Source organism: Kordia periserrulae, from assembly GCF_003054265.1.
GTDB lineage: Bacteria > Bacteroidota > Bacteroidia > Flavobacteriales > Flavobacteriaceae > Kordia > Kordia periserrulae.
Genome location: NZ_QBKT01000004.1, coordinates 105,456 through 127,343, shown reverse-complemented (window position 1 = coordinate 127,343; position 21,888 = coordinate 105,456). Strand labels below are relative to the sequence as shown.

Below are 21,888 nucleotides of genomic sequence, written 5' to 3'. Positions count from 1 at the left end.
TAACTCGATAGCAGTTCACCGTAAAACGAAGTTAAAACTTATAAAAAAAGCTGTCTAAAAAGTACATATTCCGTCAAATCAAACTTGATTTGGTTTCTCATAACAGTTGAAAGTCAATCTGATGAGATTCTGAAGCCCGTGCTGAATTTATTTCAGTATCAAGCTCAGAATGACGAATACAAAAACCTTTTAGACAGCTTTTTGTGGTATTAAACTTTTTCTCGTTTGATTTCTGCTTCTTTTGTTGATTTTGGTAGCGAGCGTTTTAAGAATTCTTCTATAAAACGTTGATGTGCTTGCATACGTTGTTTCCAGATAGAGTCTGTTGATTGCTGTTTTAATAAACCAAAAGGATCTGATTGAAATTCGAATGGCATGTTTGGAAACATGTTGGAGAATTCCTTTGGAAAGAAGTTTTTCATGAGAGAATCGAATTTTAACGAATGTCCTTTTAGGTTTCCACTTGAATACGAATACACCGAATCAAAACGAATTAGATTTCCGTATTCGTCATATTCTTTGTGAACTTCAACACGTTCATCAGGTTGTGTTGTCTTGTCTTTGGCTTGTGCAGTGACTGTTTTCGCTGAGAGAAACGTCAATAATACACACATCATTGTTAGATATTTCATGAGATTTCTATTTAAACAGTTAAACAATATTCAGAATTTCATTGTTCATTTTACAAATAAAATGCCAGTCTATTTTTAGCATTTTCTCGTTTGATATTTGCTTTCTTTTTTTAGAAAAACTGTCATTTTTTATGTTGAAATTATACTAGAAACCTACTAAAATCAACTGATAGTGTCATTTTGACAGCTGTATAGTTTTTGCATTTTTCCAAAAGTTTTTTTAATTTTAGTTTCCAGAAATGGTATATATTTTGCCTTTCATATTGTGTTTTTAGATGGTTTAACTTTTTAATTTAATAGATTATGGAGAAACAACCTTTAAGAGTTCAATTACTTACCCAAAAGGGAGAAAGTTTTCAAATAAAACTCCCGCATTTAGACATTCCTGTTACAGTAGATCGTGAAATTTATCAGCGAATGTGCAAAGACCCAAATTATCAATTTAGCAACGCTGCGCTTGCTAGTTAAATCACAAAAAAATCAGTACATACAATAGTTGCATCGCTTATGCTGCTATTGTGTTTGTGTTATCTGTATATTTTGTTTCATAAAAAAAGCCTTGTTCGTTTGCAGAACAAGGCTTTCTTCTTTTATCCAATTTATTGAATCCTTACTTTAGGTTTCCTTATAAACATATTGAAGTTGGATAAAGTGATATGTTTTTTATTGCTCAGGGCAACCACAAGTCCAGTCGCCTCGTGTTGGCGTTGGACACGGATATTCTTTGGTTGGTCCTTGACAATTGATACATGTATCTTGTGTTCCAGAACAGATATTTGTTCCAGCTCCTTTTACAGTTTCTGCCTGTAAATTAGATACTAAATTTTTCTTCAATGCTAACTTTGCATTCAAATTTTTCTTTTTCATACTATTTTAATTTAAATTCATTATAAAGATAAAACATATGAAAATCAAATACTTACGGTATTTCCATAGTTCAATTACTTGAAAATCATAGTTACAGCAAAAAAGAAAGAAATTGGCTATAGTTCGTTAACATAATTTTATAATTTGATGTGAGTTGGTATAAATATTTTCATACTTAACTGACTTCTAATTACTTATAAAAAGTGTCAAATTGAGCATTATCGCAGCTACCGAGCGAAGCTACCGAGATTCGATTGAAACGCACAGTTTCTTGTGTTCTCGACTGCGCTCGAACAGGCAAAGGATTATTTATCAGTGAATTAAGAACAATTTGACGATTTCTTATGTCTAACTCACATAATTTAACGTGAGTTGGAATAAGTTTAATTCCAATAGAAATTGTTTTTTCTCTGTAAAAAAATTAAAAAACTAAAAAAGACACATCAGTAACAATGTGTCTTTTTAGTTTATTTTGATAGTATTGTTTGATTAACTCAAAAAGCGCCCATGCCAACTTTCTTTGGCAGGCACTTCCCAGTTTTCTAAAAATTCCGCTTTTGTGGTAACCAAGTTGTTGAAAACGATGGTGTTTCCTGTGACTGCACGGTCTTTTGCCATTTTTCGGAAGGCTTTTAAGTCTTTGTAAGCAACATATTCACCTTGTTTGTACGATACGTTCATTTTGTCCATCAAATCGACATTGTAGTCTTTTTCTAATTGTTGGATAAAATGTACCGAAGCATCAATAGAACAACCTGTTGCCATTTGCTTAGATTGGTCTACAGCAAGGATGATAAAACGTTTGTATTTGATGTCGAAAGCTGCTTCTAAATCGCTTCCATGCGCTGTCCATTGCGTGATAAAGTTAGAAAGTTTCGAGTTGATTTCTTCTAATTCTTCATCGCTAAAGGAGCGATTGGCTTGGTAAATCCAAATTCGCGCGTCGTCTGAAATGTTGTCAAATTCTACAAGCATCTGTCCTTAATTTACAATTTCAATTTTTCGCAACACTTTGTACGTACGGTAGTCTTTCAATTTAGGATCGTACATTTCTTTATCTTCAAAAGAAACTTCGATGTTTTTGTTTTTCAGACTTTTAAAATCTAGCAACAATTCTTGTCCTTCAAAGTATTCTTGCCAAAGAAGCTTATACGTTCGCTTGTTGTTTCCTTTAAAATACAACACATTGAATTGGTCATTGTCTAACTTTACCACTTCGCCTGAAACTGTAGAAACTTTTGAGTTTGTTTCGCTTTCAGGATTGTAATTTTCGACTTCTTCTTCAATCAAATCTTTCGCAAAAGCCATAAAGGTATCAGGACAAACTGTGAGCATTTTCATGCCGATTTCCTGCCCAAATTTCTCCATAGATTCTGGATCACTAAAGGCAATTTCCATGAATTTTTCAATGCGTTCTCTATATTTCCCATACGAATTGATAAGGCATAAGCCTAACTGAACTTCAATTTCTTTTCGTGGAATTCCTTCTGCTACCTTGTCTGAGACACATTCACACACATCTTTGGTAATGTCTTCTAATACCGCGTCTTTTGAGTCTTTATCTTGTGCGTTGACAACTATTGTTGTGCACAACGCAAGTAGTAATACTATTATTTTTTTCATTTTATAAATCTTGTGCATTTGCAATAAGTTCCGCAATATCTTGAACTACAATACTATCTTCTTTTTCTTTGTTTTTAATTCCGTCCGTCATCATGGTATTACAGAACGGGCAACCCGCCGCAATGATATCTGGTTTTACGTCTAATGCTTGCTCTGTACGTTCAATGTTGACTTCTTTATTGCCAGGTTCAGCATCTTTAAACATTTGCGCGCCACCAGCTCCACAACATAAGCCTTTTTTGCGGCAGTTTTTCATTTCGACCAATTCTACATCCAATTTGCGAATGAGTTCACGTGGCGCTTCATATACATCATTGGCACGACCTAAATAGCAAGGATCGTGGAAAGTGATGCGTTTTCCTTTGAAGTTTCCACCTTCAATGGTCAATCGTCCATCATCTAACAAGGATTTTAAAAATTGAGTATGGTGTACTACTTCGTAATTCCCTCCAAGCGAAGGATATTCGTTTTTAATCGTATTAAAGCAATGCGGACACGCTGTGACTACTTTTTTAACTTCATACGCATTCATGACCTCAATATTCGTCACGGCTTGCATTTGGAATAAGAATTCGTTTCCAGCACGTTTGGCAGGGTCACCAGTACAACTTTCTTCTGCTCCCAATACTGCAAACTCAACATTTGCATTGTTTAATATTTTTACAAAAGCTTTGGTTATTTTTTTGGCTCTATCGTCAAAGCTTCCTGCACAACCTACCCAAAAAAGAACTTCTGGTTGTTTGCCTTCCGCCATGTATTCTGCCATTGTGGGTACTTTCATCTTCGTATTTTTTTAGTTGTATTAGTTTTCGTCTTTCCAGTTAAGTCTGTCCATTTGATTGTACGGCCAAGGAGCACCGTTGTTTTCAATATTTCCCATCATTACGTTTAATTCTGATGGCGCTGCCGATTGTTCCATGACTAAATATTTTCGCATTTCCATGATAATGGACAACGGATCGATATTTACAGGACACGCTTCCACACAGGCATTACAAGATGTACACGCCCATAGTTCTTCTGGTGTTATGTAATCGTTCAACAATGCTTTTCCATCGTCTACAAAGGTGCCTTTGTTGGCGTCGATATTTTTTCCTACTTCTTCCAAACGATCACGCGTATCCATCATGATTTTACGTGGAGAAAGCTTCTTCCCTGTTTGATTGGCGGGACATTCACTTGTACAACGACCACATTCGGTACAGGTATACGCGTTCATCAATTGTACCCAGTTTAAATCTTGTACATCCGAAGCGCCAAATTTTTCAGGTTCGCCTTCGTCTTCTCCTTCTGCTGGAGCAGCAAACGGATCAGCATTTGGATCCATCATCAACATTACCTCTTTCGTTACATTGGCATCATTCTTAAATTGTCCTTTTGGCTTTAAGTTGGCATACCACGTATTAGGAAATGCTAAGAGAATGTGTAAGTGTTTTGAATAGTATAAATAGTTTAAGAATACTAATATTCCTGCAATGTGTAGCCACCAAGCAGCTCTTTCAATGGTATGTAAATGTTCTCCAGAACCAAATAATCCTGCGATATGCTTACTAATAATGTTTCCAGAGTTCATTGCCTGAAATTCCACATCTGTTGCATTCATCACCAAAAACAACGTCATTAAGACAACTTCAAAATAGAGAATGATGTTTCCGTCACTTTTGGGCCAACCTTTCATTTCGGCACTTAGAAATCGCTTTAGTTTGATAACGTTTCTTCGCAACCAAAAGATAATTACCGTAATTAATACTAACACAGCCAATATTTCAAAAGTTCCGATAAGGAAACCATATACGCTATCTGGCAATACTTTGGTAAAGATTCGATGCGTTCCAAAAAGTCCGTCAATAATGATTTCCAACACTTCAATGTTGATAATGATAAAACCCACATACACGATAACATGCAAGAACCCTGCAATAGGTCTGCGCACCATTTTGGATTGTCCAAGGGCAATCATTGCCATGTTTTTCCAGCGTTCTGATTTATTATCAGAGCGGTCTACATCTTTTCCTAGCTTAATGTTGCGCGTTAATTTTCGAACATTTTTGGTAAAATAGCCTACGCCAGCAATTAAAAGAATGGCAAATAGAATATTAGGAATGTACTCCATAAGTAGTGAATCTTTTGATGGTTAGTTTCGCTTAGTTTTTCTTTTCTTCTTCCTCCGTTGGTGGTTTGTACGGTTTTGGTTTTTTTCCAAATAATGAAAAATGTACGTATCGTTTCGGATTCAATTTCATGTCTTGAAACAACTGCTCTAGCTGAAAAGTCATTCCAGTAAGATTGTCGTATAGTTCTTTGTCTTTTAGCAATTTTCCAATAGAACCGTCACCGTTTTCAATTCCTGCCACGATATTATCGAGACTTTTAATGGTAGATTGCAACTGATTGATTGTTTTGTTAAATTCTACTTTTGATAACGAATCAGACACTTTGGCAAAGTTTTCTGTGATAGTTTCCATACTTGCCATGCTGTTGCCTAGTTTTTCTTTGTTGTCTTCTAATATGGTATTAAATGTCGAAGAAGCATTTTTAAAATTGGCTATCGTAGTATTTAATTCTTTCAAACTATTTTTTATGCTATTTCTCGATTCTTTATCTAAAATAGCATTGAGCGATGTCATTAAAGAATCGGCACTCACAACCATTCCTTCTACTTTGGCTTGCAAAGGTGAGAGTTGACTTTTAATATCATCAATCATACCTGGACTTACCGAAGTTTTGAGTGTGTCGCCTGAAACAGCTAAGGGAGAATCGTCATGTTTTAATAGAATTGCCAATGTTTTTCCGCCAATAAAACCGTTTTCTTGCAATTGCACGGTACTGTTTTTGGAGAATTGAAAATCGTGGTCTAACGCTATTGTAACGACTGATTTTCCTGAAGGTTGCAATTGAATGTCTTGTACTTTTCCAACTTGATAACCATTTATCATCACTTTAGTTGCTGTCACCAAACCGCCAACATCAGTGTATTCTGCATAGAATACTCTGCCAGTTGAAAAGACAGATTTTGACATTAAGTAACTAATTCCAACGTATAAAAGCACTAGCGCAGTAATTGCTATCAATGCTGTTTTAATTTCTCTAGATATTTTCAATTTGCAAATATTTGTGAATAGGACAAAATTAGCTATTTTTTTGCTAAGAATATGTCTAATTAAGCACTTAGTTCAACACTTCGCTCAGTGGAACTTTTTTTCCGTTTTTAAATGCTACAACATAACAATCGGTGTACCCTTTGCGTTTTGCGATGACTTGTAGACGCTTTATTTCCTCATAATCAGAAGTTTCTCCATAAAAATAACGAAATATTTTCCCTGATTTTTCTCTTGAAATTTGATCCAATCCTTTGAAATTATATGGCTTTGTAGCAATTTTCTTTGAACTTGCAGAAAGCTGTACTTTAAACGTAATGTCTTTGTAAATTTTAGGTGTCTTCGTTTCTGTATTGTCAACTTCGATTTCCAAATTGTCTGTATCAATATCATTATCTGTAATGGTTGTGATGGATTTGGAATGCAAATCGATATACTTTTTTACCGCATTGTACAACGACTCTGTCATGATTTTCTTCCCGCGCTTTGAATTTAAAAAATCTTCTTCTTTTTTGTGCGTTAAGAAACCCAACTCTACCAATACACTTGGCATGTATGTTTTTGACAATACCCAAAATCCTGCTTGTTTTACGCCTCTATCTTTTCGTTTTGCAGTTACTTTGAATTCTTTTTGAATGTAAGATGCAATTTCAATACTTTGGTCTAAGTATTCTTCTTGTAGAATGATTAAACTGATTAAGGATTCTGGCGAATTCGGATCAAAGCCTTCGTAGACTTCTTCATAATTATCTTCTAAAAAAATTACCGAGTTTTCACGTTTGGCAACTTCTAAGTTGGTTTTGTTATTACTCAACCCTAATACAAACGTTTCTGAACCGTATGCTGTTCCTTTTTTTCCAGGTTGCGCATTGCAGTGAATCGAAATAAATAAATCGGCTTTCTGCTTATTGGTCATCACGGCGCGTTGGTTGAGTGTCGGATACGTGTCTTTGGTACGTGTGTACAATACTTTTACATTGGGAAGTTTTTCCAACTTTTTCCCTAGCGCAAGCGAAACATCCAAAGCAATGTCTTTTTCGGTAGTTTTATAACGTTTGGTGCCTGGCGTTCCTGTATCACTTCCGCCGTGTCCTGGATCAATCATTACAACAAACTCTTTTCGCTTCTTAGTTATTTCTGACGAAGGCATTTCGTTTCCAAAAGTTAAATGGGTAGAAAAAAGAAAAAGAATTACAATTGAAAAATATCTATACATAATGATGATTTATATTCGTTTATTATCTAACTAATGTGATTTGTGCTTTCCTTATTGTGTTAATTATAATTAAATTATCATAAATGTATGATAAAAATACACGACTAGGTTTGGCACTTCAAATATTGAGCCATACTTTTACGGCTTTCGAATAAGAAACGAAAATATAAAAGTTAGTTGATTATTCATAAAAGAAAGCTTTCTTTTGTGTAATATTAAGATTATTGGATTTAGACCATTGCAAACAAAGAGATTTTACATAGGAATACAACTCGTCCTACTCTTCATGAGTGCCGTTGCTTTTTCACAAGAACTTCCGAAGCGAAAGCAACTTCCTTTTAAACCAGAAAAGGAAACTACACAGCCAATGGACACCTTGAAAGTGAATGCAAAGGATGCTGTTCGAATTGGAACACGAAAAGTGAGAGATTCCATCAAAAACGATTCTATCAAAACAGATTCCGTTCCAACTAAACAACCCATTTTGCTCGATCAAGTGAAATATAAATCGAAAGATTATGTAAAAATTAGTCAGCGAACGAAAAAAATATACCTGTACGACGAAGCCGAATTGTATTATCAAGATACAGAACTGAAGTCTGGAATTATCATTTTAGATTATGAAAAGAATGAAGTCTATGCAGGGCGATTGAAAGATACGGCAGGCGTATACTCGCAAGCGCCGTATTTTAAACAAGGAAATAATGTGGTAGAGCCCGATTCTATTCGTTTTAATTTTGATACGGAAAAAGCGCTGATTTGGAATTCGCGCACGGAACAAAACGGAACTCAGATTTTAGGGGAATTGACAAAAAAGGAAAACGATTCGGTGATTTTTATCCAAAATGCCAAGTTTACAACTTCTAAAGACATTAACAATCCTGAATATTATTTCTTGGCGCGAAAGATTAAGTTGGTTCCGAATAAAAAGATTGTTTCTGGAGTGACCAATATGTATATAGCCGATGTGCCAACACCAATCGGATTTCCGTTTGCGTATTTTCCATTGACGGACGACAGAGCTTCAGGATTCATCTTTCCAACATTTGGTGAAAACAGCAGTCGTGGGTATTTTTTCCAAAACGGTGGTTATTATTTCGCGATTAACGATTATATGGATTTGGCACTTTTGGGCGATTATTATACGAATGGAAGTTACGCCTTTCGAGTCGAGTCGAATTATGCCTTACGATATCGCTTCCGCGGAAATTTAAGTATGCGATTTGAAGCTGTAATTAACAGTCAACGTGGTTTTCCAGACTACAGCAAATCGAACATTTACAACATTCGCTGGTCGCACAATCAAGATGCGAAAGCCAATCCGAACTCGCGTTTTTCTGCTTCGGTAAACTTAGGTAGTAGTCAGTTTTATCAGGCATCTATCAACCAATTAAATACGCCAAACTTTTTAAATAATACGCTCAATTCATCCGTTTCGTACTCTAGAACATTTCCGTCATATCCATCGGTAAATATTTCGTTAACGGCAACACATTCGCAAAATACACAAACGGAAAGTGTCAATCTTACACTTCCAACCTTACAAGCAAGTGTAGAACGTATTTTTCCATTCGCACCAAAAGACAAACCCAAAAAAGGAGCGTTTCAAAATATCAACTTTCAGTACAATTTGCGTGGAGAAAATAGAATCAACACCACAGATTCACTCTTTTTTACCAAAGAAATGTTTAACGATGCTAAATTTGGTATGCAACACAGCATTCCTATCAGCACCAACTTTAAAGTATTAAAATATCTTAGTGTGAGTATGGGTGGAAATTACGATGAAGTTTGGACCTTACAAACGACCAATCGTACCGATGCTACAATAGACGCCACTACAGGTGAACAAATTGCTTCTGTGAAAGATACTATTGCCGGATTTGATTCGTATAGAACCTATAATTTTAGCGCCAGTGTCGGAACTACGATTTATGGTACGTTCGATCGTGGAAAAGACAAGAAAATACAAGCGATTCGACATACCTTACGACCATCTATCAGCTATAGTTACAATCCTGCTTTTAATCAGTATTATGACGAATATATTGTAGATGCGGATAATGGTACAAAGCAACAATACACGCGTTTTGAAGACGGACTTTTTGGCTCTCCAAGTAGAACTTTTGCAAGTTCTATCGGAATTAATGTAGCAAATACGGTGGAAGCGAAAGTTCGTTCGAAAGATTCTACGCAGACAGAGCCTAAAAAAGTAATGTTGTTAAACAGTTTAAACTTTTCTACAAGTTATAATATTGCGGCAGATTCATTAGCTTGGGCGCCTGTGCGTGTTTCTGGAAGTACAGTGTTATTCAACAACAAATTGAATGTAAACTTTGGAGCGAGTTTGGATCCGTATGCAATAGACAATCAAGGTGTTCGTATTAATAAGTTCAATATTGATAACGGTGGAAGTTTATTCCGTTTGACGAGTGCGAATTTGAACTTAAACTATTCCTTTTCGAGTAAAAACTTTGAAGGTGGCGGAAACAATGTCGATAATACCCGAAGCGGTGGACGTGATGATGATTTATTCGGAAAAGCACAAGATTTTAGCAATCGACAAACTTTTGACGACGACAGTGATGACGATGAAGAAAAAGAAGATGTAGAAGCCTACAAAGCCAAAATTCCGTGGGATTTACGAGTCGCGTACACAGTTACCTATCTCAACAGCAATCGACAGAACGAGATTTCTAACAATTCCGTCATGTTCTCTGGAAACGTAGAATTGACGCCGCAATGGAAAGTCGGTGTTTCTTCGGGTTATGACTTCAAAAACAAAGGATTTACCTTTACACAAATGCGTTTTGAGCGCGATTTGAAGAGTTGGCGCATCAACTTTAACTGGGTTCCATTTAGCGCACGAGCTTCTTGGTATTTCTTTATAGGAATCAAAGCTTCTATTTTACGTGACGTGAAGTGGGAACAACGAAGCGAACCAGATCGTAGACTTTGATGTTTTTTTGTTCTTTGTTTTTTGTGCTTTGAAGTTTTTTATGTGTGTATTTTGTATTGAGAAGTTATTATAAAAATCAAATCAACAAATAGCGAATAGCGAATAGCGAATAGCGAAAAAACAAATTAACAAACAACAAAACCTAATAGCGAAGCGACCAAAAACCTAAAACCCAAAACCTAGAAAAAATGCCAAAACAAATCATCACTACACCAAATGCGCCAGCGCCTATTGGCCCGTATAATCAAGCTGTCTTAATAAATGGAACCTTGTATACTTCTGGACAAATTGCGATTCATCCCAAAACTGGAGAGCTTGTGCTTGACTCTATCAAAGCGGAAACTCAGCAAGTCATGGAAAACATGAAAGCTGTGTTGGCAGCAGCGAATATGACCTTTGAAAATGTTGTAAAAACCAGTATTTTCATCAGTGATATGCACAATTTTAGTCAAATCAACGAAGTGTACGGTCAATATTTTGACGATGCTTCTGCGCCAGCACGAGAAACGGTTGAAGTTGCCAATTTGCCAAAATTTGTCAATGTAGAAATTTCGATGATTGCGATACAAGATGCGTAAAATTGGTGTTTCTACTTTTCTAAACAAAAAAAATTAAAAAATATTCCCAACGAACTTTGTTTCACTTTTTTCTGTAAGAAAATATACGGTGTAACCGTAGCTTAATTAGTGATATAATTCTTACTTTTTCTGTTATTAACCATAAAATACTATATCATGTTAAAAAACATTTCAAAAGTAGGAGCTGTTTTGAGCAAATCTGAACAGCAAAACATTAGTGGAAAAGGACCCGTAAGAGGTTGTTACCAACAATCAGGAAACACATGTTGTCAGCCATATAGCGGCGGATTTACCTTCTGTGATGCTGGAAGATGTGGCGGAAATGGCTATTGCTTCTGGTATTAATGTATAGATAGATTTTCCCCTAAATCTCTTGTTTTTTCATCTTTCATTCCTACAAATAAAATCTTCAAACTTTTTATTTACACATTAAACAATCTTCAAAAAGCATTACAATAAACTGCAAATGAGTCAAGAGTTTACTGTGCAAATGCCTAATTTCACGTTTATTAAAAGTATTTTCGTGACGATTATAATTGCCATACTATCCTATATTTTTTCGCTGGTAAGCTATTTGCCTGCATTTCCTATAGCACATTGGACATTTCGTATTTGCGATTACCTTCGCATTCAATTGTTAGCGATTCAAGTGATTCTTTTTGGCGTGAATGTATATCTGTTTGATAGCGAAAATTATTATATACTTTTTTCGCTTGTTCTTCTCGGAATTACGATTAGCTATCAAGCAATCATCATCATTCCTTATTTGCCTACACACAATATTTTCCAAAAGAAAGATGCTTCACGCGATTCCATTTCTATATTGAGCGTTAATGTATTACAAAGCAATACTTCCTATGAAAAATTGATTGCGTTGGTAAACAAAATTCAACCAGATATTCTGCTTACACTTGAAACCAATAAAGCTTGGGAAAAAGCCTTGGAAGCTATTGAACCACATTTTTCTTTTACACACAAAGTACCGAAGGAAAACCGATACGGCATTCATTTTTACACTAAATTTAAAGTTGAAAGCGCGCAAACACATTATTTTATTTCTGAGGAAAGACCAGCTATTGAAATCCAGCTATATGATACTAATGGAAATGATTTTGTGTTTTTAGGAATTCATCCGCCACCGCCGAGTCCAACAGAAAAGCCCACTTCCAAACAGAAAGAAGCAGAATTTATGAAAGTAGCCAAATTGGTTCGCTCATTAAAATCACCAAGTATTGTTACGGGCGATTTCAACAATGTTTGCTGGTCAAAAAGTGCCAAATTATTTGCCAAAGTAGCCGATTTGGAAGATTCGCGCATCGGAAAAGGAATTCACGGAACATTTCCTGTACGCCCATTCTTTATGCGATTTCCAATCGATTTGTTATTTACTTCGAAAGAAATTAAAGTACATAAAATTAAAACCTTAGCGGACATTGGCTCCGATCATTTGCCTTTTTATGCGGAGTTTTCTATGGTAACATCTAGTTTTGCTAAAGCTGATGAATTATCTCCTGAACTAGATAAAAAAGCAGCTAAAATCATAGATTCAGGTCTTGAAGCATTAGAAGAGGAAGAATAATTTTTATCATTACAAAGCATAAAAAAGAGGCTGTCTAAAAAGTTTTTATAAACGTCATTCTGAGCTTGATTCAGAATCTCATCGTATTAATTTCCAAGTGTTATGAAAAACCAAATCAAGTTTGATTTGACGAAATCTGTACTTTTTAGACAGTCTCTTTTAATCAACTTTTTAAGTTTTTATCCTTCACAATCAACTTGTTCAGTATATTTTACGAAGCAGTAAGGCTTTACATTTGCCGAAGGACAATCGTTGTTTACGGAATGACATGTAAACCAATGGCAGCTTAATTCAACAGCTGTAAGACCAGTTCCTCCAGTAAGTTCATGATTGTTAATTCTTGAAATTGACTTTTTGTTCAACTTCAAAGATTTAAGATTTCTTTTTTTCATGATTAAAAAATTAAGTTAATAATACTTCAATTTAAGAATCACTAAAAGAAGAAGCAATGCAACATACTCGTATTTTATGAATTCAGAAAAGTTACAAATCTTAAAAATAATTTAGTTAAAATACTGTTTTTCAATTATTTAAAACAAAAACTTTTTCTCGTAAAAGTTAAAATAAGTAGAGTTTCAGACAGAAAAATTATTAAGAAAAAAGTGATGGTTTCACTGTGTAAGAAGTTGTATTTTAAGATTTTGATTTAATGAAAAGAAAAAGCGAACCGAAGTTCGCTGTAAAATCTATTAGGCACAAACACACCCAATCTCTTCAGGAATCGTAACTACTGTTCCATCGTAAAGATAATAATCTTGTTCTCCATAAATTGGAGTGTTTCCACTACCTGGTCCACACATAACAAGACACATAAAGCTATCTCCTCCCGTAATGTTTTTTTGTTCATTCTTGGAAAGTTTCGTAACTCCCGCAATGTTTTTTAGATTTTTCAACATGATAATGAATTTTTGGTTAATCTTTTAAAGATAAATTGAAGCTGAAAAAAAATGATACGGTTTTACCGTAAAAAGAAAGAAACCGCTTTATTTTAAATGTGTTTTTTCTTTTAAAAAGTTCACTTCACACTTTTAACATTTTTTCGTAGTTTTAAACAAAACTACAACCTGTGAAAAAAGCCGCTAAAATTATTGGAGTTCTGATACTAATTATCCTCATTGCAGGATTTATTTTTTACAGAACCCTGCTTCCTACCTATGATGGAAGTTTCGATATTGAAAACATCCAAGAAGAAGTTACCATTCATTACGATACGTATGGAATTCCTCATATTTATGCTCAAAACGAGGAAGATGCCTTTACAGCCTTAGGATTTGTACATGCGCAAGACCGTTTATGGCAAATGGAAGTCATTCGTAGAATTGCTCCTGCACGATTGTCAGAAATTTTTGGAGAAACAACTATCGATACCGATCGCTTTTTTGCGACCATAGGTATAGATGAAGCCTCCGAAATTACATTGCAAACCGCTGACAAAAACTCCGAAAGTTATCAATTGATGCAAGCGTATGTTAATGGCGTTAATCAATTCATAGCACAAGGCGCTACGCCAGTTGAATTTTACTTAACAGGAATCGACAAAACAGAATTCACAGTCAAAGACATTCATAACATTTTAGGCTATATGGCTTTTAGTTTTGCCATGGCACATAAAACCGATCCATTACTGACAAGTATTCAACAAAAACTAGGTGATGAATATTTAGCTGATTTGGGACTAGAAGTTGACCCTAACACTACACTAATACAAAATTATCCACCAAAAAAAGCAGATACTACAAAAGTAAAAAACACCTTTATTGCTGCTATAGATAGAATTTTAAAACCGCTACCAATTCCTCAATTTATTGGTAGTAATAGTTGGGTTTTAGCACCACAAAGAACCGCTACAGGAAAAGTACTTTTCGCTAACGATCCGCATATCGGATTTGCGCAACCTTCTGTTTGGTACGAAGCACATGTACACACACCAACCTACGAAATATACGGATATCACTTAGCCGGAATTCCTTTTCCGCTCTTAGGACATAATCGTAAAATTGCCTACGGAATGACGATGTTTGAGAATGACGATATCGATTTTTATTGGGAAGAGAACAATCCCGCGAATGCGTCACAATACAAAACTCCAAATGGATATACGGACTATACAGAAGTTACAAAAACCATCAAAGTTAAAGATGCAGAAGATGTTACGTTAACAGTAAAACGAAGTCATCACGGTCCAATTTTAAACGGCATCGCTGACGGAATTGATTTTGAGCAACCTGTTGCCATGTCATGGATATATACACAACGAAAAAATGAACTTCTGGAGGCTTGCTATATAATGTCACACGCTAACAATCAAGTTGAATTTGAAAAAAGCATTCCTAAAATTCATGCTCCAGGACTCAATATCATGTACGGCGATGCAGAAGATAATATTGGTTGGTATACCGCAGGACAACTTTATGAACTCCCTGAAAATGTAAATTCTAAATTGATTCTCAATGGAACTTCTGGAGAAAATGAGCCGCTTCGTTTTTTAACAACTGATGAAAATCCGCGTGCGACCAATCCGCCATGGAATTATGTGTATTCTGCCAACAATCAGCCCGATAGTATCAATGGAAGTTTATATCCAGGATATTATTTACCCGAAAACAGAGCCAAGCGCATTGTGGAATTGATAGAAGCTAACGACAAATTCACTAAGGATGACATGATGAATATGTTGTTGGATAACACTTCAAAAATACACGCAAAAGCCATCAAAGATGTTGTAAGTCTTATTGAAAATGATGGACTTTCACTCAAAGAAAAAGAAGTCGCGACTGTACTTAAAAATTGGAATGGTGAAAATAAATTGACCGATATCGCGCCAACAATATATCACCGTTTTATCTATCAATATTTAAAAAATACTTTTGGTGACGAATTGGATACTACGACGTTTGACATGCTACTCAAAACACATCTTTGCAAACGTTTCACCGTACCACTACTCTATCAAGAATCGATTTGGTACGATAATGTTGCGACGGATAAAAAAGAAACACGAAAAGACATTTTGCTTAAATCTTTTAAAGAAATGGTAGTCTTGTTGGAAGTTCAATTTGGTAATAATATACAAGATTGGACTTGGAACAAAGTACACACCGTTGAACACGAACATCCGATTGGAAAAGTAGAAATGTTGCGTTCGTATTTCAACGTGGGACCTTTCGAAGTCGCTTCTACAAGTGAAACCATTAACAATTTAGGATTTCACTATGATGAATCTGGAACTTACAATGTGTATTTTGGACCGTCTACGCGACGTGTGATTGACTTTTCAGACATTGAAAACAGCATGAGCATTCTGCCTACAGGACAATCTGGAAATCCATTCAGCGCACATTACGACGATCAGGCAGAAATGTATGTGCAAGGAAAATTCCGAAAAATGATGTTAAATACAGAAGAAATCAAGCAAAACGCAAAAAATACGCTCACACTAGAATAAAAGCACCTAAACGCATGGAATACAATTGCTCCGAAATCGTTCAAGCACAAAAAAACTTTTATCAAACGCGGCAAACGCACGATATTTCCTATCGGAAAAAAGCGTTGAAAAAACTTTTAAAAGAAGTAAAAGCACGCGAAGAAGATATTTGTGATGCGTTATACGCTGATTTTAAGAAACCTAAGTTTGAATCGGTCATTACCGAAACAGGCATTGTCATTTCTGAATTGAAATTGGCGATAAAGAAACTAAAATCATGGTCAAAACCGAAACGAGTTTGGCCAGCATTGCTCAATTTTCCATCCAAAGACCGTATTCATTCAGAACCTTACGGAACTACCTTGATTATTGCGCCTTGGAATTATCCGTATCAACTAGCCATCGCGCCGCTGATTGGAGCTGTTGCTGCAGGAAATACAGTCGTTGTAAAGCCGTCAGAACTCACGCCAAACACATCGCAAATTGTAGAAGAAATCATTTCAGCCGTTTTTGACGACCGACACGTAAAAGTCGTGCAAGGCGGCGTGCCTGCTTCGGAAGCGTTACTAGCTGAGCGTTGGGATTATATTTTCTTTACAGGAAGCGTCAATGTGGGAAAAATTGTTGCCAAAGCTGCGGCTCCAAATCTTACGCCTGTCACATTGGAGCTTGGCGGAAAAAATCCATGTATTGTTGATATTCACACAGATTTTAAACTCACTGCAAAACGAATTGTATGGGGAAAATTTTTAAATGCGGGACAAACCTGTATTGCGCCTGATTATTTAATAGTGCAAGCACAGGCGAAATTTGATTTTATAAAAGCACTCGTTGATGAGATTGAAACTGCTTATGGAAACAATCCGCAGGAATCGCCTGATTACCCTAGAATCATCAACGAAAAGAATTTTGAGCGATTGGCAGAGTTATTAGAAGGTGAAAAAGTGTTGTATGGCGGAAAAGTGGATAAAGACGAATTGTACATCGCTCCTACACTACTTGATGAACCTTCGTTAGATAGCAACGTAATGCAAGATGAAATTTTTGGACCTATCTTGCCAATTCAAGTATATTCTTCCTTAGATGATATTTCAAACATGATTGCGAACTACGAAAAGCCGCTATCGCTGTATGTCTTTTCAAACGATAAAAAATTTGCCAATCGCATGATTGCGCGTCATTCCTTTGGCGGCGGTGCCATTAACGATACCGTTACACATTTTGTAAATCACCGCATGCCTTTTGGCGGCGTTGGACATAGCGGAATTGGCGCCTATCACGGCAAACACAGCTTTGATACCTTCTCACATAAAAAATCCATTACAAATAAAAAAACCTGGTTAGACATTCCGATGCGTTATGCGCCGTACAAAGGAAAGTTGAAGCTTTTAAAGTTTTTTTTGAAGTATTTTTAACATCAGTCCCAAATAAAATCACTCATGAATCCCGAAAAAACAGTTTCCGAAGCTATTCAATATAGACGCTCCGTTCGCGTTTTTGATAAAGACATCGATATTGATGCCGAAAAGGTGAAAAACTGCCTTAAAAACGCTGTATTGGCACCTACAAGTAGTAATTTACAATTGTGGGAGTTTTATCATATTACGGATGAAACGATGCTGAAGCAAATGACCGAAGCTTGTTTGGGACAGAATGCAGCCAAAACGGCAAAACAATTAGTCGTAGTTGTGACTCGAAAAGACAAATGGCGTCAACGCGCGAAAGCAAATATTCAATTTTACGAACAACTTTTTGACAAACCAAAAGAAGAATACTCTAGAAGGGAAAAATTTGCTATTAATTATTACAAAAAACTCATTCCGACAATTTATCCTGACTTTTTAGGAATTTACGGTTGGTTAAAGTATGCTGTTTTTAATGTCATTGGCTTATTTCGTCCTGTGTATCGACAAGTTCGATTGAGCGATTTACGCATCGTAGCGCACAAAAGTGCTGGACTAGCCGCGCAGAACTTTATGATTAGCATGGCGGCAATTGGTTACGATACCTGTCCGATGGAAGGAAGTGATACCTTACGGGTAAAGAAGCTTCTAAAATTACCGCGCGGTGCAGAAATCAACATGGTGATTGGTTGCGGCGTTCGTAGTGAAAATGGCATTTACGGTCCGCGATTCCGAGTTCCTTTTGATGCGACATACACAAAGATTTAACAATCAATTAGTAGTGTTTTTAGTTGAGATTGACGAATTTTAGTTTTCAAACTATTTTCAATGACTTTATGAAAACAACCACACTTTTTCTATACGCATTTGCTTTGAGTTTAGTGCTTCCCACAGCATCCTTAGCGTGTTCTGTGATGTATTATGTGGATGCCAATACAGGAAAAATTTACGTTGTTAATAGTGAAGATTATTTTTTGGATGTCGATGCGTATATTCAAATTGAACCAAAAACGAAGAAGAAATTTGCCCGTTTGTGGTATGGTTGGGATAATTTTGCACAAGGTGGCATTAATGAAAAAGGGTTGTTTTTTGATGCTGCCGTCACGCCAACTCAAAAGAGAGTGAAAGGTTATTCAAATCCGAAAAATAATTTAGGCGATAAATTGTTAGCAACATGTGCGACTGTTGAAGAAGCCATCGCTTTTTTAGAAGCGGAAAAAATCGCCTTGGACAAAAGTCACATCATGTTTGGCGATAAAACAGGAAAAGCTGTGATTGTGGAGTGGATTGATGGAAAAAAGAAACTTCATTGGATGCAGGATAATAAATTGATTATGACCAATTATTTACTTTCCAATCCCGAAGCAGGAAATTATCCGTGTTATCGCTATAAAAGTATTGAAAAAAGAATTGCAGATATGGAAAAAAGCGATGCTGAAATCAATCTGCTAAAAGTTGGAAATACATTCGGTCAAGCTGTGCAACCACCCAAAAAAACTTCCGAAGGAAAAATGGCGGGAACTGTGTATGCAACATTTATCAATATTACCGACAATGAGTTTGTGTTATCTTATAAATTGAGCAATGAAAAGATTGTAAAACTGGATTTAACAGCAGAGTTCAAAAAATCCAAAAAGCAAAAAATTACCCTAGAAGATTTATAATTCAAAAACCTAACACCAAACATCTAACACCTAAAATCTAAAACTACTTACTATTCACCAAATTATTTCGAATAGCGTACAGTACCAAGCCAATTCTACTTTTTACTTTAAAGTGTTTGAATAAGGATTCGCGGTAGCCGTCGATGGTTTTTGGACTCAAGCACATTTCTTGTGCAATTTCTTTATAGGTCATTTCCGTACACGCTAACTTCAAGAAAGTCAATTCGGTATCTTTTAATTGTTTTCCGTTGATAGCTTCCTTTTCGTCATTTCCGTGAAGGGAATTCAGCAAGGTGGTTGCCACACGTTCGGAATAGTAGATTCCGTTTGAAATGACTTCGTTTAAAGCTTTATAGAAGATTTCTGGATGAATGTCTTTCAGTAAATATCCTTTCGCGCCCAAGCGCAACATTTTGATAATGGTTTCTTCATGATCATCCATTGATAATGCCAATACTTGAATGCTTGGACGGTTTTCCTTAATCCATTCCATCGTTTCAAAACCATTCATTACGGGCATATTGATATCTAACAAAATAATATCTGGGACATTTTCAGACTCTAGTAATTTTTTTATCAGTTCGCCTCCATTCTTTACATGGTACAAAACCTCAAACTCATCAAATGCATCGACCAAGCCTTGCAAAGATTGCGCAAAGAGCAAATGGTCGTCTACAATTACAACAGAATGTTTTTTCATTATTTTCATTTATAGGGATATGATAAAGTTAAGGAAACTCCTTTATTTTTTTCGGATTTCATCTCAAATTCTGCATTTATAATCGCGGCGCGACTTTTCATGTTGATCAATCCAGAACCTTTTTCAATTTCTCCTTCGTCAAAACCAACGCCATCATCTTGTGCGGTAATACGCAAGCTATCTGCTTCATAGCGTAGCGTTACGGCTAAATTTTTAGCTTTGGAATGTTTGATAGCATTCGAGAAAAACTCTTGTAAAATACGGAAGAGAATGATTTCTTCTTTGATGTCTATTTCACATTCTTCTCCAGAAACTTCCAGCGTTGCGACCAAAAAGTTGAGTTTGTTAAAACGCTCCAACTCTACTTCTATCGACTTGATAAGTCCCATGTTTTGGATAATTTCCGTATTCATGGTTTTGGAGAGCAGTCGGATTTCTTGCAGACTTTTTCCAACAATTTCGCTGATATCATTGAGTTTTCCTTTATTCTCTTCTGCAAGTTGTGTTCCCAAAATATTGATATGCATGCGCGCTACCGACAATAATTGTCCGATATTATCATGCAACTCCCAACTCATATTTTGCAATGCTTGCTCTTGAATTTCAATTTGCGATTTCGCGATTTCTTCCATATATCGCTTTTCGGCTTCTTTCTTTTCTAGGATAAACTTAAGTTTTCGCTTCTGAAAGAACACAAATAAGATTATCACCGTTAGTAATAAAATAAGCAACACCGTTGATGTTGCCGCTACAAGCATATATACTTCTTGATCGTTCATAAGATTTCTTCAAATAATATATTTTAAGGAAATGTCTTTAATTTTGACTCTAGGTCAATGAATTTCCGCTTTTTTTTATGTAAAACAACGAAAGTAACAACTAGAAGTATTCCTACAACAAAAATCGTTGAAGCGCAAAAAAACACCAATATATGAATTTCTTCCTCTGTCATTTCTAGTAGTCAATTACTTTATTTTGCTTGTATGATTTGTAAAATCCTATCGAAAAGCATAAATACATAATAGCATTTAAGACAAATAAAACTAAACTTAAAATGCGCTGATCTCCCTTAAGAAATACGTGAAATGCAAAGAAAAACGGCATAAATGTTCCGTAAAACAATAAAACTCCTAGAATAAACCAGAACTTAATAGAGTCTGTAATGCGTAACATCGTTTCTTTATTGAATGATTCTACAAAATAAAAACTTATCGCAATCAGCAAGAAAATAACGCCAATAGCGTATGTGTACGTTTGTAATCCAGTCATAAACGATTGACCGTACATGGTATTTAGTACTGCAAATACTAAATAAGCAATCAATAAAAGTCCGACAATACGCTTTCTATTCTTTGAATTCAATATCAATCGAATCCACCATAAAAAAAAAGAAATTTGAACAATTGTAAAAATATTAGCTATTGGAAAGTTGGTATTGCCAAAGATGGCAGTATACCATTTTCCAAAAGATTCAAAATATAAGCTTGCGAATTCGATAATGACCGAAAACAATATGCAATAAATAAAATATTTGGCATCAGTCTTTGCGTAATTTTTGTATGAAATACAAGCATAAATCAAAGTAGCCAATGCCAAATATCCTGTAAATGATCTTAATTCTTCTAATGCAATCATTTCTTATTGTTCTCCATAATCATTTCGTGGAGGATTTCCAGTACTTCCATAGTTCATTGCAGAAATTGTAGTAACATCTTCGCTGTCCCCATTGTTAGTTGTACTTTCACCATCTCTTGAAGTTAATGTTGTATTCGCTTTTGTAGGACACATAAACAATGTGTTTTGTCCTGCTTTTGTCTTATCTTCGGTATTATCAGGATATACTCCAAAATAAAATCGAATTCCATCCACGCTAATTTTTTGTGCCAAAGCTTGCTCTTTTACATAATTGATGTAACCTTCCAAGTCTTCTAGCGAATACCAGCATGAACATGAAAAATTATTGTCGTTTTCGGCACTTAATACACTTTTTTGCTTAGCCTTAAAATTTGCATTCAATGCCAATGCTTTCTCACTGCTGATTAATTTGTCTTTAGGGGTTTTGTAGTCACTCATACTTCATATTATTGTTGATTATTTTGCCAAGTTATTTATAAAGTATTACAATAAAAAATTAAAAAAATGAAC

At 35.5% G+C, this 21,888-nt stretch carries 22 protein-coding genes; 9 read left to right on the top strand and 13 right to left on the bottom strand.

Annotated features, from left to right (window positions below; genetic code table 11):
- Positions 1-209: 209 nt before the first annotated feature.
- Positions 210-632: a hypothetical protein gene (locus tag C8N46_RS09470; protein ID WP_146169783.1), complete on the bottom strand. Its 423-nt coding sequence runs from the start codon at positions 630-632 to the stop codon at positions 210-212.
- Positions 633-935: 303 nt separating this feature from the next.
- Between C8N46_RS09470 and C8N46_RS20440 the strand changes: the two genes are divergently transcribed.
- Positions 936-1,100, top strand: a complete 165-nt coding sequence (locus C8N46_RS20440) for a hypothetical protein (protein WP_158269123.1) — start codon at positions 936-938, stop codon at positions 1,098-1,100.
- Between the two features lie 195 nt (positions 1,101-1,295).
- Here the strand turns inward: C8N46_RS20440 and C8N46_RS09465 are convergent, their stop codons facing one another.
- The 7 genes from C8N46_RS09465 to C8N46_RS09435 form a co-directional block, all read right to left on the bottom strand.
- A complete protein-coding gene (locus C8N46_RS09465) occupies positions 1,296-1,499 on the bottom strand; it encodes a hypothetical protein (protein ID WP_108114657.1) in 204 nt (67 codons plus the stop codon).
- 489 nt (positions 1,500-1,988) lie between these two features.
- Positions 1,989-2,474: an ABC transporter ATPase gene (locus tag C8N46_RS09460; protein WP_108114656.1), complete on the bottom strand. Its 486-nt coding sequence runs from the start codon at positions 2,472-2,474 to the stop codon at positions 1,989-1,991.
- 6 nt (positions 2,475-2,480) lie between these two features.
- On the bottom strand, positions 2,481-3,122 hold the full coding sequence (locus C8N46_RS09455) for a hypothetical protein (protein ID WP_146169782.1): 642 nt from the start codon (positions 3,120-3,122) through the stop codon (positions 2,481-2,483).
- A 1-nt stretch (position 3,123) separates the two neighbouring features.
- Positions 3,124-3,903 carry a (Fe-S)-binding protein gene (locus C8N46_RS09450; RefSeq protein WP_108114654.1) on the bottom strand — a complete coding sequence of 260 codons (780 nt, stop codon included), beginning with the start codon at positions 3,901-3,903 and terminating at the stop codon, positions 3,124-3,126.
- 21 nt (positions 3,904-3,924) lie between these two features.
- A complete protein-coding gene (locus C8N46_RS09445; protein WP_108114653.1) occupies positions 3,925-5,235 on the bottom strand; it encodes a (Fe-S)-binding protein in 1,311 nt (436 codons plus the stop codon).
- A gap of 31 nt (positions 5,236-5,266) precedes the next feature.
- The gene (locus C8N46_RS09440; protein WP_108114652.1) at positions 5,267-6,223 is read right to left on the bottom strand and encodes an MlaD family protein; all 957 of its coding nucleotides are present in this window, start codon (positions 6,221-6,223) and stop codon (positions 5,267-5,269) included.
- 67 nt (positions 6,224-6,290) lie between these two features.
- Positions 6,291-7,370 (bottom strand): N-acetylmuramoyl-L-alanine amidase family protein, encoded by a 1,080-nt coding sequence (locus C8N46_RS09435; RefSeq protein ID WP_245896794.1) that lies wholly within the window; start codon positions 7,368-7,370, stop codon positions 6,291-6,293.
- 352 nt (positions 7,371-7,722) lie between these two features.
- Here C8N46_RS09435 and C8N46_RS09430 point away from each other — a divergent pair, with 352 nt between their 5' ends.
- The 4 genes from C8N46_RS09430 (at position 7,723) to C8N46_RS09415 (ending at position 12,552) form a co-directional block, all read left to right on the top strand.
- Entirely contained in the window at positions 7,723-10,395 is a 2,673-nt protein-coding gene (locus C8N46_RS09430; RefSeq protein WP_108114650.1) for a putative LPS assembly protein LptD, read from the top strand.
- A 188-nt stretch (positions 10,396-10,583) separates the two neighbouring features.
- On the top strand, positions 10,584-10,973 hold the full coding sequence (locus C8N46_RS09425) for a Rid family detoxifying hydrolase (protein WP_108114649.1): 390 nt from the start codon (positions 10,584-10,586) through the stop codon (positions 10,971-10,973).
- Positions 10,974-11,129: 156 nt separating this feature from the next.
- Positions 11,130-11,318, top strand: a complete 189-nt coding sequence (locus C8N46_RS09420) for a hypothetical protein (RefSeq protein WP_108114648.1) — start codon at positions 11,130-11,132, stop codon at positions 11,316-11,318.
- A 121-nt stretch (positions 11,319-11,439) separates the two neighbouring features.
- On the top strand, positions 11,440-12,552 hold the full coding sequence (locus tag C8N46_RS09415) for an endonuclease/exonuclease/phosphatase family protein (RefSeq protein ID WP_108114647.1): 1,113 nt from the start codon (positions 11,440-11,442) through the stop codon (positions 12,550-12,552).
- 689 nt (positions 12,553-13,241) lie between these two features.
- Here C8N46_RS09415 and C8N46_RS09410 read toward each other — a convergent pair.
- The gene (locus C8N46_RS09410; RefSeq protein ID WP_108114646.1) at positions 13,242-13,448 is read right to left on the bottom strand and encodes a hypothetical protein; all 207 of its coding nucleotides are present in this window, start codon (positions 13,446-13,448) and stop codon (positions 13,242-13,244) included.
- A 170-nt stretch (positions 13,449-13,618) separates the two neighbouring features.
- Here C8N46_RS09410 and C8N46_RS09405 point away from each other — a divergent pair, with 170 nt between their 5' ends.
- From C8N46_RS09405 to C8N46_RS09390, 4 genes are all read left to right on the top strand, one after another.
- Entirely contained in the window at positions 13,619-15,997 is a 2,379-nt protein-coding gene (locus tag C8N46_RS09405; RefSeq protein ID WP_108114645.1) for a penicillin acylase family protein, read from the top strand.
- 14 nt (positions 15,998-16,011) lie between these two features.
- Positions 16,012-17,391 (top strand): aldehyde dehydrogenase, encoded by a 1,380-nt coding sequence (locus C8N46_RS09400; protein WP_108114644.1) that lies wholly within the window; start codon positions 16,012-16,014, stop codon positions 17,389-17,391.
- A 24-nt stretch (positions 17,392-17,415) separates the two neighbouring features.
- Positions 17,416-18,147 carry a nitroreductase family protein gene (locus C8N46_RS09395; RefSeq protein WP_108114643.1) on the top strand — a complete coding sequence of 244 codons (732 nt, stop codon included), beginning with the start codon at positions 17,416-17,418 and terminating at the stop codon, positions 18,145-18,147.
- A gap of 68 nt (positions 18,148-18,215) precedes the next feature.
- Positions 18,216-19,043, top strand: a complete 828-nt coding sequence (locus tag C8N46_RS09390) for a carcinine hydrolase/isopenicillin-N N-acyltransferase family protein (RefSeq protein ID WP_108114642.1) — start codon at positions 18,216-18,218, stop codon at positions 19,041-19,043.
- Between the two features lie 43 nt (positions 19,044-19,086).
- Here the strand turns inward: C8N46_RS09390 and C8N46_RS09385 are convergent, their stop codons facing one another.
- The 4 genes from C8N46_RS09385 to C8N46_RS09370 all read right to left on the bottom strand — a co-directional run bounded on the left by C8N46_RS09385 (position 19,087) and on the right by C8N46_RS09370 (position 21,816).
- Positions 19,087-19,743, bottom strand: a complete 657-nt coding sequence (locus C8N46_RS09385; RefSeq protein ID WP_108114963.1) for a response regulator — start codon at positions 19,741-19,743, stop codon at positions 19,087-19,089.
- 5 nt (positions 19,744-19,748) lie between these two features.
- Complete coding sequence (locus C8N46_RS09380; RefSeq protein WP_108114641.1) at positions 19,749-20,522, bottom strand: sensor histidine kinase; 774 nt, start codon at positions 20,520-20,522, stop codon at positions 19,749-19,751.
- A 175-nt stretch (positions 20,523-20,697) separates the two neighbouring features.
- Positions 20,698-21,378 carry a hypothetical protein gene (locus C8N46_RS09375; RefSeq protein ID WP_108114640.1) on the bottom strand — a complete coding sequence of 227 codons (681 nt, stop codon included), beginning with the start codon at positions 21,376-21,378 and terminating at the stop codon, positions 20,698-20,700.
- 3 nt (positions 21,379-21,381) lie between these two features.
- A complete protein-coding gene (locus C8N46_RS09370; RefSeq protein WP_108114639.1) occupies positions 21,382-21,816 on the bottom strand; it encodes a hypothetical protein in 435 nt (144 codons plus the stop codon).
- Positions 21,817-21,888 lie beyond the last annotated feature (72 nt).

Coding starts and splice junctions, on each gene's coding strand:
- C8N46_RS09470 (WP_146169783.1), bottom strand. CDS start 632: ATGAAATATCTAACAATGATGTGTGTATTATTGACGTTTCTCTCAGCG.
- C8N46_RS20440 (WP_158269123.1), top strand. CDS start 936: ATGGAGAAACAACCTTTAAGAGTTCAATTACTTACCCAAAAGGGAGAA.
- C8N46_RS09465 (WP_108114657.1), bottom strand. CDS start 1,499: ATGAAAAAGAAAAATTTGAATGCAAAGTTAGCATTGAAGAAAAATTTA.
- C8N46_RS09460 (WP_108114656.1), bottom strand. CDS start 2,474: ATGCTTGTAGAATTTGACAACATTTCAGACGACGCGCGAATTTGGATT.
- C8N46_RS09455 (WP_146169782.1), bottom strand. CDS start 3,122: ATGAAAAAAATAATAGTATTACTACTTGCGTTGTGCACAACAATAGTT.
- C8N46_RS09450 (WP_108114654.1), bottom strand. CDS start 3,903: ATGAAAGTACCCACAATGGCAGAATACATGGCGGAAGGCAAACAACCA.
- C8N46_RS09445 (WP_108114653.1), bottom strand. CDS start 5,235: ATGGAGTACATTCCTAATATTCTATTTGCCATTCTTTTAATTGCTGGC.
- C8N46_RS09435 (WP_245896794.1), bottom strand. CDS start 7,370: ATGCCTTCGTCAGAAATAACTAAGAAGCGAAAAGAGTTTGTTGTAATG.
- C8N46_RS09430 (WP_108114650.1), top strand. CDS start 7,723: ATGAGTGCCGTTGCTTTTTCACAAGAACTTCCGAAGCGAAAGCAACTT.
- C8N46_RS09425 (WP_108114649.1), top strand. CDS start 10,584: ATGCCAAAACAAATCATCACTACACCAAATGCGCCAGCGCCTATTGGC.
- C8N46_RS09420 (WP_108114648.1), top strand. CDS start 11,130: ATGTTAAAAAACATTTCAAAAGTAGGAGCTGTTTTGAGCAAATCTGAA.
- C8N46_RS09415 (WP_108114647.1), top strand. CDS start 11,440: ATGAGTCAAGAGTTTACTGTGCAAATGCCTAATTTCACGTTTATTAAA.
- C8N46_RS09410 (WP_108114646.1), bottom strand. CDS start 13,448: ATGTTGAAAAATCTAAAAAACATTGCGGGAGTTACGAAACTTTCCAAG.
- C8N46_RS09400 (WP_108114644.1), top strand. CDS start 16,012: ATGGAATACAATTGCTCCGAAATCGTTCAAGCACAAAAAAACTTTTAT.
- C8N46_RS09395 (WP_108114643.1), top strand. CDS start 17,416: ATGAATCCCGAAAAAACAGTTTCCGAAGCTATTCAATATAGACGCTCC.
- C8N46_RS09390 (WP_108114642.1), top strand. CDS start 18,216: ATGAAAACAACCACACTTTTTCTATACGCATTTGCTTTGAGTTTAGTG.
- C8N46_RS09385 (WP_108114963.1), bottom strand. CDS start 19,743: ATGAAAAAACATTCTGTTGTAATTGTAGACGACCATTTGCTCTTTGCG.
- C8N46_RS09380 (WP_108114641.1), bottom strand. CDS start 20,522: ATGAACGATCAAGAAGTATATATGCTTGTAGCGGCAACATCAACGGTG.
- C8N46_RS09375 (WP_108114640.1), bottom strand. CDS start 21,378: ATGATTGCATTAGAAGAATTAAGATCATTTACAGGATATTTGGCATTG.
- C8N46_RS09370 (WP_108114639.1), bottom strand. CDS start 21,816: ATGAGTGACTACAAAACCCCTAAAGACAAATTAATCAGCAGTGAGAAA.